The sequence below is a fragment of the Hydrotalea sp. GW822-HT8A01 genome (assembly GCF_058798575.1).
Window position 1 is genome coordinate 1,175,814 of sequence record NZ_CM179506.1, and the last position, 13,881, is coordinate 1,189,694.

Here is a 13,881-nt window from a genome sequence, read left to right on the forward strand (position 1 = left end):
TTTTGCTGCCTTTTGTGTTGCTAACATTTATTTGCCTGTTATTGTATGTTGGATTTCCGGAAAAAAAGATTGCCTGAATGAACTACGAAAGGTAAAGCATTACACTACCCTTCTTCCTTTCCATTGATAATGCCCGAATTTTCCCAACCAGCCTACTATAACGGTATAGGCTATATGAATGGGTTGTAAAAATGGGAACCAATGCAAATGGTTTTCACCAAAAAAACGACTAACCGGTTTCATAAATCTGAGTTCAGTAAGGGTTTTAATCAAAAGCAGTAACATCCAATATATTAGTATCCGCCAATCAAAAAATGCAAGAAAAGGCATTATGAATAAAACCAAATTATACAGATAAACAAATAGCAATACCCCAAAAATACTTTTGTCCTCATACTTATCCGCCTTACTGGCCCATCTGATGCGTTGATGAAGCAATTCATACCAGCTAAAAACAGGTTGCGTTAATACAATGGCGTTAGGATGAAATAAGTAAGTTGTTTTTCCCGGATATTGTTGCTTTATTTTATTCATGAGCAGCATATCATCGCCGCTGGCAATATGATTAATGCCGGTAAACCCATTCACAGAAAAAAAAGCTGCTTTTTGATAAGCCAGATTAGCACCGTTGCACATGCTGTGCCACCCTGCAGAAACAGAAGCGGCAGTAATACCCTGCAGACTTAAAAAATCTAAATATTGAAAAGCGCCTAACAATGTAGGATAATAAATAAATCTTACCGGTGCGGCAATCAATATGGGTTGTTCTTTTTCAATACATTTTGCAAAACTGCTGATCCAGTTTTTCCCCGCTACACAATCGGCATCTGTTGTAACTATCCATTCGCTACGGGCATAATGAATGGCTCTTTCAATAGCCCATTTTTTATAAGAATTAGTAGTAGCATCTCTGCTTTCTTTCGATAAATCTATTAATTGAATATTGGTATATTGTTGTTGCCATTGCTGTACAATAGCTGCAGTGTTATCGGTGGAGTAATCATCAATTACAATAATTTCTATTAAATGTGAAGGGTAATTTTGTGCAGTAATACTTTTTAAACATGCACCAATATTGGCCGCTTCATTTCTGGCAGGTATTATGATGCTGAAAGAAACAGCAGGCTGTGTTTCAATTGCATCAACAAAAGGTTTTAACCGCACAAACCATCTTCTGTACAACAAAATCAGCCATACATAAAATAGGGTTAATAAAATTGCAATAATCAGAATGAATGGAATGAACATGGTATTGCAAAGAAACAATATTACTTAGAAATGGCTGCGGCAATTACAGCTGCATTTTTTTCTTTTAATAACTGATGCCCTGCAGCAATGATATCAATACTTACCCATGATGCTATTCCTTTTTTAAACTGAAAACCATATTTTGGCGTGATTACACGATCAAATTGACCAAAAATTAAATGTATTGGAACATAATATTTGCGGATATTTTGTTTTAAAATTTTGTGATTGGGTTGAAATTTTTGCAGCGTTGTCCATCTTTCATACAGTAATTTTCTGGCGTTGGCATCGTCTAAATAAAAATGTGCAAAATTGAATACGCTTTTATTGAATAAACCAATTTTACAAGAGGCCTCCATACATACAAAAAGCGGTTTGGGATGTTGCATGGCCCATTTAAATAATCGATTACCTACACGGGTTTGAGTAGACAGATAATGCCATTTGTTATGGTGTAAGCCATCTGGTGCAATTAAAATAGTTTTTTGTATTTGTTCGGGAAAATATTGCAATAGCTGCAGAGCCATTCTACCACCCATACTATAACCCAAAATAATGAGCGGTTGTGTATATCCATTTGCAATGGTTGTAATTATTTGCCATAAGTCAGTTGCTGTAAAATGAAAACCTTCCCGCCAAACTGTTCCGCCATGAAAAGGCAAATCAATGGCAATAATGGTATAATTGGTGCACAGCTTGTTTTCTAAAAAAGAAAAGCTACGACCATCTTCTCCATACCCATGTAGGGCAATAATCAAAGTGGGTCCATTCCCCATTCTGTAATATTGAACATACGAGTTTCGAAAGGGTAATTTTTCTTGAAGCACTGCCATTATAGTTTTAAAACTTACAAAAATTTCGGAAATATTACTTGGTAATTTGATAAAGATACACCAATTTTGAAAATAGTTGCATAACTAACTATATGCCAAACAACCAATTTAAGCGAGGCGAATTATACAGTGTAATCAATGGCATGGCATCAATTGCAGTTGCAAGGCGATTGCAAAAAAATTTCAGACAGGCAGGATTGGAAATTACCATTGAGCAGTGGAGTATTTTGTACCATTTATGGAAAGAAGACTGTTTGAGCCAGCAGGAATTGTGCAATAGAACTTTTAGAGATAAGCCCAGCATTACCCGGCTAATAGATAATTTAGAAAAACAGGGATTGGTAAATCGCCATCCATCACCGACCGACAGAAGAATTAATCTGGTTTGTTTAACTGAAGCTGCAAGAGGATTACAGGAACTTACCTTGCAATTAGCCAATCAAACCATGGAAGAGGCACTAACGGGTATTGCAAAACAAGATGTTGAAATTGTAAAAAAAGTGTTGCAGCAGGTGTACGATAATTTAAAATAGCCGGCAGTTTTTACAGATATTTTCATTATTCAATAATAAAATTTACTGATATGTCAACCGATACAATAACAACGCTGCTGAAAGGCGGCGAGTGGTTAATCGAAGAAAGCGATCCACAACAAACCTTTATTCCTGAAGATTTTAATGAAGAACAGCAAATGGTGATGGATATGTGCCATCAATTCATTGCTACAGAAATTGAACCGATTATTGATCGTATTGATCAATTAGAGCCCGGATTAATGCCTTCGCTTTTGCAAAAAGCGGGAGAACAGGGATTACTCTCCACCTCATTCCCCGAAGAATTTGGCGGATTGGGGAAAGATTTTATTACCGCCACAATCGTGAATGAAGGATTGGGTGGCGGCTTTTCATTTTCAGTGGCAATTGCAGCCCATACAGGCATTGGTTCATTACCCATTTTATATTTCGGCACACCGGCGCAAAAACAAAAATACATTCCCAAATTAGCATCCGGTGAATGGAAGGGCGCTTATGGTCTTACAGAACCCAACAGTGGTAGTGATGCTTTGAGTGCCAAAACAACGGCCACATTAAGCAGTGATGGGAAATATTATTTATTAAACGGCCAGAAATGCTGGATTACCAACGGTGGTTTTGCAGATGTGTATACTGTTTTTGCCAAAATTGATGGCGATAAGTTTACAGCTTTTATTGTAGAACGAGGTTTTGAAGGCTTTACACAAGGTCCGGAAGAACATAAAATGGGGATTAAAGGATCATCTACCGTTCAATTGTATTTTCAAGATTGTAAAGTGCCGGTAGAAAATGTATTGGGCGAAGTTGGCCGTGGCCATATTATTGCTTTCAATATTTTAAATATTGGCCGTTTAAAATTAGATGCTGCAGCTTTAGGTGCCAGTAAAAAAGCAGCCGGTATTTCTGTACAATATGCCAATACCCGCGAACAGTTTAAAGTGCCTATTGCCAGCTTTGGTGCCATTCAGCATAAATTGGCCGAAATGTGTACCCGTATTTGGGTAGCAGAATCAGCTTTATATAGAACCGCCAAATGGATTGATTTAAAAGAAGCAGAATTAATGCAAAGTGGTGCCGGGTTTGATACATCTTTACTAGGCGCAGCAGAAGAATTTGCCATTGAATGTGCCATGCTGAAAGTATTTGGTAGCGAGTTGCTGGATTATGTAGTAGATGAAGGGGTGCAAATACATGGCGGTAATGGTTTTAGTGATGAATACATTATCAGTAAAGCTTATCGCGATTCTCGGATTAATCGTATTTATGAAGGTACAAACGAAATAAACCGGTTGCTTACAGTAGATATGATGCTGAAACGTGCCATGAAAGGTAAATTAGATTTAATGGGGCCGGCAATGGCTGTTTCTAAAGAATTGATGAGTATTCCTGATTTTGGATCTGAAACAGAAGGTTTATTTACCAAAGAATTAAAGTATGTATCTAATTTTAAAAAGGCCATACTGTTAGTTGCCGGTGCTGCTGTTCAAAAGTTAATGATGCAATTAGAAAAAGAACAGGAGCTGTTGATGAATATTGCGGATATGGCTATTGAAGTGTATCATGTAGAAAGTGCCCTGCTTCGTTTAATAAAACTGGCGCAAACAAAAGGCGAAGCTGCTGTAAGTTTGCAGGCAGATATGGTGCGTACTTATTTGTATGATGCGGCTGAACGTATCAATAAATCAGGCAAAGATGCGCTGAATAGTTTTGCAGAGGGCGATGAATTACGCATGATGCACATAGGTTTAAAAAGGTTTACAAAAGTGGAGCCTTTTAATACAAAAGCCGCCAGAAGAACAATTGCAAAAACCATGATAGCAGCCAATCAATATCCATTTTAGCAGATAAATACAACAAAATTGTTGCTATAGATATAAAGAGTAAACAAATAAAAAACCCGGCATTGTTCATTTGCCGGGTTTTTTTTATATACAAAATTGAAACGTTTTATCTGGTTATGCCGCAACTGTCTAATTCAGCATTGGTTACAGTAGGAAAATGAGCCTGATGGTGTTTCATTTTATCAATTACCAAACGGGCAATGGTTGCTGCCTGTTCTTCAGAAATAAAGCCTTTTCTTCCCGATGCGCCGGGTATAATATTTTGGTGAAAGCGCAATTCATTGTTCACAAAAATATCATAGCCCCACTGCAAACTATCTGAGTAATAAGTTTTATAGGTTATTTGGGGCACTTTAGATTTTTTGTTTTTTTCCAAGATGCCTGTTACCACAAAAAGAAAAACAGCTATCCCAAATAAAATATATACCCAATACTTTTTAATCATTTGGGTTATAAGGTTGATAAGGTAACCATTCGTTTAAGTCGTCATAATAAGCTGAACCACCTGAACCTGTGGTAACAAAAGCCCTACCTGCAACAGAAAAACCGATGGCGCCTGAACGACCAGCTCTTTCAAAATTGGTTTTTTGGAACCATAAATCGTTTACAAAATCATAACCCCAGGTACTAATGTTATAGCCACCATTTTGTCCGGTTGTGATGTAAGCAGAATCGCCTAACACAAATCCTACACCGTGGTCGCGAATAATATTGGTATACAAATCATCATAAGTATCAGCACTTACATTGGTAATGGGGCGTAACTGATTCCATGGGTTAGCGGTGTTGGATGGGTCAAATACAGTAAAGTCGTTCACTTCTCCATTATTGTTTCCGGTTACAATATAAGCCTTGTTTTTATAAACAAACACAATACCGCCCTGGCGTTTGCTACCGGTAAACTGAGTAGCAGTTAAAGTCCAGGAATCAGCGTTAGGATTGTATTGCCAAGAATCTTTTTTATTAGAGCCACCATCATAACCACACAATAAATAACCTAAGTTGCCAATTGAAAAGGCCAGTGCATCAATACGGGGGGTGCCAGCAAAACTTGCTTTTTGAGCCCAGGTATTGGTGGTTGTATTGTATTGCCAGGTATCATTTAAAAAGTTATTGAAATTATCCTGACCGGTGGTAATATAACCATTGGTACCAACCGCAAAAGCAACGGCATTGCTTCTGGGGGTAAAATTAGCAGGAGCATTGGCCAATTGCGTCCAGCTACCATTGGCGCCTTTGGTAGGATCAAAAGAATATAAATCGGAATACCTAATGTTTTTGGCTAAGTTGTATCCGGTTCCAATATAAGCCACATTTCCAACAGTAAAGGAACAGGCAGCAGTGCGCTGGTCGCCCACAAAGTCGTTGGGAGATAATACCCAGTTACCACTACTTTGAGTGGGGTCTAATACGGTTCTGGCACAGGAAATAAGCAGTAATACCAAGCTGGCGGGTAAGAAAAAGAAATACTTAATTTGCTTCATTGACGTTTAATTTTTTCTAAAATTAAGGGTGAGTGTACTTTAAAAAGTTAAAACTGGTTTTCTTTAAGTTTTCAAAGATAAGTGAATAATACTGGTATGGTCAAGTTTTTGAATGGGCTTTTTTTAGTGTAAAATAATTGATTTAACAAGTCTTTTTGTTTTGGCTGCTCTTATGTTTTGTAACCTTGCGTTCTAAATGTTTTGATTATATGAGTTGTAAGCACGTTTGCAAATGTTGTAGCTGTATATTTGTAAATTATGCATGCTGCTAACAATTTTATAACAGGTTGCAGCTTATAATATATTGTATTCTAAAACCGGTTTCTAAAACCCTTTTTAATTGAGATAAGACCATACATAATGCTTAAGAAACTACTTATTTTATTCTTTACCCTTGCTTCTATTGTTTTATTGAATGCCTGCAAAAGGGCAGATATTAATTTTAGTAGTCAGTTATTAGACAATACACTTACCCAAATTATCATGACTGATACTTTTAATACTGAAATTTCGACTGTATATATCGATTCTTTTTCAACCGGCTCAACAGGTGTTACTGTTTTTGGGGGTTATACCGACCCTTATTTTGGCAGGTTAGATGCGCAAACTTTTTATGAAATTGCACCACCTACCACCAAAGCTACTGATTATGTAAAGTCCATTTATGATTCGTTGTATATTACCTTAAAACTGCGTAAAACATTTTATGGCGATACCACGCAGCCCATTCATATTCAGGTATCCCGCCTTTCAGAGCCTATTATCCCGCCCTCCTTTTATGGCGATCCGGGTAGTATATTATATAGTAAAAACAGTTTTGCGGTATTTCCAAAACCCTTAGGTACTACCGATGCCTATATTCGCCCAACTGTGGATGATTCCATTCATATAAAATTAGATGATGCCATGGGGCAGGAACTTTTTAATAAAATAAAAACAGCCAGTTTAGATTTACAGAGTACCTCTAATTTTCTCAGCTATTTTTATGGATTACGTATTGCCTCAAACAGTAACAGCCATGCAGTATATACCTGTGCAGATTCTGCTACTGTGTTTTTAGCCTATCACAATCCGAATTTAAATAAAGACAGTGCCCGATTGGCTTTTCCATTAGTGAACAGAAACTTGCATTTTATTCATGTTACAGCAGACAGAACCGGAACGGCATTGCAAAATTTGGGTGGATTGAATCAACCCGGAAAAGTAAATATTATTAAGAGTACTCAGGCAGGTAATATGGCTTTCTCCCAGCCTATTTCCAATACCATGATAAAAATTCGTTTCCCGAATATTCAGGATGTACAAAAACTGCCTTATTATGCTAAATTCTTAAAAGCGCAGCTCATTATTCGTCCGGTTGCAAACAGTTACAGTCCTTTATATTTTTTGCCACCACAATTAAGGCTTTCCACCACCACCATTTTAAACCAATTGGGGCAGGATTTAACACAGGTAGCAACGCCAGGAGCCGGCGCTGGTGTGCAGTATGGCAATCTGGTTACCGATTATTTTAGTGGTAAAAGTTATTATACCTACGATTTAACCAATTATGTTAAAAGTATCTTGGCGGATCCTGAATATCCCTATTATCAATCCGGATTATTGCTTACACCTCCCAATCCGGCATTTCAATCTCAATTTGCAAGATTAGTAGCAGGTGATAGGTTTTATCCAAATATTAACTGCCAAATTGAATTAGACCTTTATTACGCATCTGTAAAATCATACTAATTGTTTAGAATGAAGAAAATTGACCTTTATATATTACTACTTGTTTTTACTTTTACAACCTTGTGTAGTAAAGCGGTTGCGCAAAACAACAATTCTCCTTACTCTATCATTGGTATTGGCGATTTGGAACAAAGTTATTTAGACCGTACATCCGGTATGGGGCATGCAGGTGTGGCGCTATCTGGTGGCAGAACCATGTATATGGCTAACCCGGCTTCATTAAGTATGTTGGATGAGCATTTTTTTAATTTTGAAATAGCTGCCCGCTACAGGGGTGTTTCTTATACCGGACAGCCTATTGATTTGGTGAACAATAACCAAAGTGCTGATATTCAATTTAAGAGAATTGCTATGGCTATAAAAGTAAGACCCAAATGGGCTATCGGCTTTGGGTTAACTCCATTTAGTACCGCTAACTACTCTTTTTATTCCAATAAAGTAATTCAGGGCACACAACAAACTTTCCCGGCTTATTATACTGGAACTGGAAGTACCAATTTATTTTATATTACCAACAGCTATAAATTTTCCGACCATTTTTCGGTTGGCTTACAAGCCTCTTATTTGTTTGGACAATTGGGCCAAACAGAAACAATTTCCGGAACTGGTTTAGATAGTAACCTAGTTACCACAAAAAATACCTATCTCAATAACCCATATTTAAAATTAGGGGTGCAATACCGAACCAAAATTGGCAAAAAATGGAAAGTGGCATTAGGTGCATCTGGTTCTATGCAAACCAAATTAAACAGTTTAACTTCATTGAATGTAACCGATGGCACCACAACACTAATAGATAATCCGCAATACAATATTGGTACTTTTACGCTTCCGGATATGTACACGGCTGGTATTGCCCTTACTTATAAAGACGATTACACTTTTGCTGCCGATTATACTTATCAGGATTGGCGTAAATTAAATTACAGCGGGCTTTCTTATAATCTGGTAAACAGCAATCGGGTAAATGTTGGTTTTGAATACAGCAAAAAAGCAAAATTCAGAGATATTACTGCAGAGAAAAGCTTTTTTCAGGCCGGCTTTTTCTATGGAAAATCTTATGTGAATATAGCCGGACAGCAAATTGATAATATTGGAGGTACCCTGGGTACCGGCTTTAATGCCTTACGTAGTACACTTTCTGTTCAGGTGAATTTAGAAGGTGGGGTTCGCGGAACTACCATTAACGGTTTAGTGAAAGAAAATTATCTTCAGGTAACCTTTATTCTGGGCTTCCGTGAATTTTGGCTTCCCCGCCACTTTAGAAGATATGATTAACCTAGAACTGACACCATCATTTCTATGCTGAATTATTGGTATTTTCATTTACGGAAAAAATCGTGAAATCTAAATTTTTACTGTTTTCTCTTTTCTATAAATTACCGTAAGATGAAATATTGCCTGATTTGTCCCATTCTCTTTGTAGTATTTACTGCCTGTAGCCAATCCAATCATCAAAAAGCAGAACAATCCAATGTAATTGTTAAAAAAAATTCTATTTGGTGGGGCAAAACCACAGGTAAATTGCCTGCACTGTTGTATGGCGAAGGAGCCGACCGATTAGGAGGTGCCGTCATGGGCTATATTGATACCGGTGTGGTTTGTAAAATCATTGGCCGGCCTAAAAAATTTTATCAATTACAATTGTCGCAATTTCATACAGCATTGATTGATACTGCAATGATACAACGTGATACTGCATTGCAAACAGCTAAACCCGTGCTCAGCGGATCGTGGAAAGCCTGGGGTACTGATAGCTGTTATGATATCGTAACCATTCATTTAAATGAGAAAGTGCCTTATACTTCCTACATGGAAGTAAATCCTGCTGCCATAAAAATTAATCTGTATGGCGTGCAAAGCAATACCAACTGGATCACACAGATGCAATCGCTGAAGGAAATTAAAAATTTATATTACCATCAAATAGAAAATGATGTGCTGGAAGTTACCATACAGTTACAACATGCACAGCATTGGGGTTATACCATTGGGTATGAAGGAAATAAACTGATAATTAAAGTTAAACGTCAGCCCAATATCGTTGGTTTATCGCATTTAACTTTTGCTGTTGATGCCGGGCATGGCGGAACCAATGAAGGAGCCAGCGGAAATGTGTATGGGTTAGTAGAAAAAAATTATACATTGTTATTTGCCAAAGAATTAGGAAAACAGTTAAAACTGGCACATGCAAAAGTAATGATGACAAGAACCAACGATACTACCTTCGATAATAAAGACAGGGTATTGTTTTTGCAACAAAAAAATCCAGATGTGTTGATTAGTCTGCATTTAAATTCGGCAGATGATGCCAGTGTGAATGGCGCAAGCACCTATTATAAGCACATTGGTTTCAGACCACTCAGCCAATTCATTTTAAAACGGATTGCCGCTATTAAAATGAACGAGTTTGGCAATGTAGGCAGTTTTAATTTTGCTTTAAATGCCCCCACCGATTTTGTGAACTGTTTGGTTGAAATTGCCTTCTTAAGCAATAAAAGCGATGAGGCTAAAATTAAAAGCCCTGCCTTCCGAACTGCAGTAGCCAGACAAATTGTACTGGGTATAAAAGATTGGTTGCAATATGTTTCTACCGAAAAAAATTAAGCTTCCTACTTCCCAATCATTATTTCAATATGCATACAAACATAAAGTTTTGTGCTGTTTTTTGTGGGCAATTTATTGTAAGTCGTGGCTTTCTTTCATAAGAAAATGCAGTGCCTGCAAGTTTACTTTGTTATCAAAAGCATCAATCACACTTTTCTTTTCAGCAGCAGTGAGGTGAAAATTTAATGTAGCAGCCGCATCTTTTTTGGAAGCGAGGTATTGAAAAGAAACGGTATAAAAATGTGAACCGTATCCATCTGCAAAATAATTCAATGCATCGTGCTGATAATAATCCTGTAGCCTAAACCAGTTGTATTGAAGCAATAGCAAAGGTTTGGTGAGCATGCTTAACAAACTGGTATTATCGTATGGGTTTTCCCAATCATCAATACTTCTATCACGCAATTGTATAATTATCACCTTTCTGGTGTTTTCTTTTAACCAGTCTTTAAATACATTCAAAAAGCGGAGTGTTAATTCCTGTCCAAAATTATCGCGAAGGCCGGCATCCATTACATCAATAATAGGTTGAGAGGGCAACCATACATTCGGCAGAACAAATGGGAAGGTTGCATTCATTCTCAGTGCCGATAAAACGCGCAGGCTGTCGCTGTTTTGCTGTTTGAAAAAACTATTAAAATCAATAGCATCTGAATCGTAAGCCGTGAGGTGCGAAGAATCGGGCAGGGGGCGCATTAAAAATCGGGCAGGGTGGGTGGCCACTATCATGTTTCTTGCATCGCGGCTGATGGTGGAGTTAAAGAACATGATGGGAATAGTGGCAGAAGCTTCTGGGGCCGCATAAGCATGAATGTTTTTATCTAACAGTCCATGTGTGTTCTCGTTCAATTTTTCTTCAAAGGCGTAGCCGCGGTCTTTAATATATTCAAATCCTTCATATTTAAATTTTTGTACCGGCCCAATAATGTCACGTGTAACAAAAGAAGAAAAAAGCGGATTTAATAAATCTTTGGCAACATCATCTACATATTTTGTATCGTGCAAATGAATATTTTTATTGCCGATGATTTTTTGATAATACAATTCTCTAAAATATGCTGCGCCCAATAATCCGCCGGAAGCTCCGTTAATGAATAAAGTATGCTGCATAAGATGGCCTTGTAAAACACTGTCTAGTTTTTGTAAGGTGTTCATGGTAAATACTGCACTTCTTAAACCCCCACCACTGGTATTGATGATATACATGATTGGTTTTTCCTCAGATTGCCGTGCTTTCCATTTATTTAAGATGGATAAATAATATGCTTTATCGGTCAGCATTGCACTATCAGATGCCAATTGTTTAACTGCAACTGCATCATATACCGGTCTTTCTGTTTTATTATCATAATTTAATCCATAAGCTTTGTTTCTGGGGTCTATAATACCGGCCTGGTAAAAATAATTCAAGATTAAATAAATAATAATAATGAGTGGAATACTCCAGCTTTTAAAAAAAAGCGACACTGCTCCCGAAACAGCAATTAATACGGCAAATAGTACTGAAATGCTGGCTGCAGCAGGTATTTGAAACAATCGGGTATCGGCACTAAAACCTAAAATAATTAAAAAAATAAAAGCAATGAGAATGGCAATTACAGCAGCAATATGGTGTTTGGAAAATACATCATCTAAAAACGATTCATTATAGTGCCTAATATCGCGAGGCCTGCGTAATTTAAAGCTGGCGCTCAAAAACCAATCAACCCGCATTTCTGATTTAGCCTGCGGCAATGGCTTGTCGTTGATAATAGAATTATACCGCTTGTTGGCATCTGATATACCTTTTTTAATGGTGTAATAAATGGTTTTGTCGGCACTAAAAAAATAAACAAATGCAAACAGAATAGATAAAAATAAACCACCGGTAAAACCGGCAACGGTAAATAGCGTATCGCCTAAACTTTGCAGTTGTTGTTGTTGGGCATATTGCAATCCTCTAATTAAATAAAACACTAAAAACAGCAATGGCAGCACAGCATTGTTGATGCAATATTTTAAAAATGGAGAGGCTGTAGTTGCTAAAAATTTAACATATCGGGCATTTAAAATAAATGTAGTAATATTCCAGCTCATAATAAAAATGCCAATAGCAAAACCCACAATAGCGGCGCTAACAGGATTTACTTTATCAAAATATTCAGGTGCCAGATAGAGTGAGTTAGCGCCAAAATTTTCCATGAAATAACCGGCTATGGTAGCAAAAAGAATATACCAGAATAGCAGCAAAATCTGGTACTTTCTAAAATGCAGTAAAAAAAGCTGTACAGGTAATGAATACCAAAAGCCTAAAAAATATTTTTTCATTCGGTTGTGTATAAGCTTTGTAAACCATATCAACCATGCAGCAATCTTTTCATTACACTAATATGGCTGCAATAAATTGGGATATTGCTTATAAAGTTAACTGCAATCAATAAAAATAAAAAATAGTTGAAGCTGTTATCTTATGTGTTGTTTGTTTTTTTAAACAGCAATAAATATGCATTAGTAATCATCGATAATAAAAGCAGCATGCCTACAACCTGATGTAATTCAGCCAGCCATTCAAACAAACCAAATTTGCCTAATACAATACCGGGGCTTGTTAAAATAGCTGCAATGCCTAACAATACTTGTAAGGCAACCAAAGCAATGGAAAGTTTTTTGGTTACATTCAACCAATCTGATTGTTTTACTTGCGAAGCTTTACGATACCAGCTAATAAGCAGTATTAAAATAATATACGCTAATGTTCGGTGTATAAAATGGATGGTAATTTTATTGAAGAATAAATTTTGAGTTATACTTTCTTTCCAAAATGCATCGGGCAACCACATACCATTAATGGTTGGCCAGGTAGGTGCAGCGCTGGCTGCTTTTAAACCCGCCATAAAGGCACCATACATTATTTGTATAAACAATACTACAATAATCAAAACGGTGAACTTTTTTAGAGAAGGGTTGGCAACTTTTTGGGTTTGAGGTACCCGTATCATTAAAGCAAACAAAAGGGTATAAGCAATTAACACCATCGCTGCAACAAAATGAACAGCTAATTTTATATGGTTTACATATAAATTTTCATCGTTTAATCCACTTTTCACCATAATCCATCCAATTAATCCCTGCATGGCACCCAATAAAAACAAACCAATCAGTGGCTGAATCATCCAGGGTTTGATATGTTTTTTGATGATGAAATAAACGAAAGGAATTAAAAATACTACTCCAATACTTCTTGCCCAGAGCCGATGAAACCATTCCCAGAAAAAGATATGTTTGAAATCGCTGAGTGTAAAATCGAAATTCATGTATTTGAACTGAGCAATTTGCTGGTACTGATGAAAAGCATGCTGCCACCCGCCTTCATTCAATGGGGGCAAGAAGCCCATGATGGGATCCCATTCTGTAATGGATAACCCGGAGCCCGTTAATCGGGTTACACCTCCTAAAATAACTTGAATAATTAACATTGCTACACCCAGAAATAACCAGTTTGATACCAGCATACGCGATTTTTCTTCCTGCATACACAGCTTTATTTATAATGGCGAATGCCGCAAAGGTATTACCCGGACAGAATTATTTATTTTTTGTGAAAAGATTCGCATTTTTGTTCAGG

General features: G+C 37.0%; 11 protein-coding genes. 5 read left to right on the plus strand and 6 right to left on the minus strand.

Going from position 1 to position 13,881, the window contains the following annotated elements:
- Positions 1-99: 99 nt before the first annotated feature.
- Both AC3QLY_RS05190 and AC3QLY_RS05195 read right to left on the minus strand, forming a co-directional pair.
- Positions 100-1,248 (minus strand): glycosyltransferase, encoded by a 1,149-nt coding sequence (locus tag AC3QLY_RS05190; protein WP_074418936.1) that lies wholly within the window; start codon positions 1,246-1,248, stop codon positions 100-102.
- A 20-nt stretch (positions 1,249-1,268) separates the two neighbouring features.
- Complete coding sequence (locus AC3QLY_RS05195; protein WP_218330827.1) at positions 1,269-2,081, minus strand: alpha/beta fold hydrolase; 813 nt, start codon at positions 2,079-2,081, stop codon at positions 1,269-1,271.
- Positions 2,082-2,173: 92 nt separating this feature from the next.
- Between AC3QLY_RS05195 and AC3QLY_RS05200 the strand changes: the two genes are divergently transcribed.
- The gene (locus AC3QLY_RS05200; protein ID WP_218330828.1) at positions 2,174-2,614 is read left to right on the plus strand and encodes a MarR family winged helix-turn-helix transcriptional regulator; all 441 of its coding nucleotides are present in this window, start codon (positions 2,174-2,176) and stop codon (positions 2,612-2,614) included.
- 50 nt (positions 2,615-2,664) lie between these two features.
- Positions 2,665-4,455, plus strand: coding sequence for an acyl-CoA dehydrogenase FadE (locus AC3QLY_RS05205; protein ID WP_218330829.1), 1,791 nt, complete (start codon positions 2,665-2,667; stop codon positions 4,453-4,455).
- A gap of 106 nt (positions 4,456-4,561) precedes the next feature.
- Here the strand turns inward: AC3QLY_RS05205 and AC3QLY_RS05210 are convergent, their stop codons facing one another.
- A complete protein-coding gene (locus AC3QLY_RS05210) occupies positions 4,562-4,900 on the minus strand; it encodes a DUF4907 domain-containing protein (protein ID WP_074418932.1) in 339 nt (112 codons plus the stop codon).
- Positions 4,893-5,939, minus strand: a complete 1,047-nt coding sequence (locus AC3QLY_RS05215) for a Kelch repeat-containing protein (RefSeq protein WP_074418931.1) — start codon at positions 5,937-5,939, stop codon at positions 4,893-4,895. Before AC3QLY_RS05215 ends, AC3QLY_RS05210 begins: the two co-directional genes overlap by 8 nt.
- 360 nt (positions 5,940-6,299) lie before the next feature.
- Here AC3QLY_RS05215 and AC3QLY_RS05220 point away from each other — a divergent pair, with 360 nt between their 5' ends.
- The 3 genes from AC3QLY_RS05220 to AC3QLY_RS05230 all read left to right on the plus strand — a co-directional run bounded on the left by AC3QLY_RS05220 (position 6,300) and on the right by AC3QLY_RS05230 (position 10,277).
- Positions 6,300-7,670, plus strand: coding sequence for a DUF4270 family protein (locus AC3QLY_RS05220; RefSeq protein WP_074418930.1), 1,371 nt, complete (start codon positions 6,300-6,302; stop codon positions 7,668-7,670).
- Positions 7,671-7,679: 9 nt separating this feature from the next.
- Positions 7,680-8,948 (plus strand): BamG family beta-barrel-assembly machinery protein, encoded by a 1,269-nt coding sequence (gene bamG, locus AC3QLY_RS05225; protein WP_074418929.1) that lies wholly within the window; start codon positions 7,680-7,682, stop codon positions 8,946-8,948.
- A 111-nt stretch (positions 8,949-9,059) separates the two neighbouring features.
- Positions 9,060-10,277, plus strand: a complete 1,218-nt coding sequence (locus tag AC3QLY_RS05230) for an N-acetylmuramoyl-L-alanine amidase family protein (RefSeq protein WP_074418928.1) — start codon at positions 9,060-9,062, stop codon at positions 10,275-10,277.
- Between the two features lie 72 nt (positions 10,278-10,349).
- On the opposite strand, the gene AC3QLY_RS05235 is transcribed toward AC3QLY_RS05230, so the two are convergent.
- Entirely contained in the window at positions 10,350-12,584 is a 2,235-nt protein-coding gene (locus AC3QLY_RS05235) for a hypothetical protein (protein ID WP_074418927.1), read from the minus strand.
- Between the two features lie 140 nt (positions 12,585-12,724).
- On the minus strand, positions 12,725-13,789 hold the full coding sequence (locus AC3QLY_RS05240) for a COX15/CtaA family protein (RefSeq protein WP_074418926.1): 1,065 nt from the start codon (positions 13,787-13,789) through the stop codon (positions 12,725-12,727).
- Between the last annotated feature and the right edge of the window lie 92 nt (positions 13,790-13,881).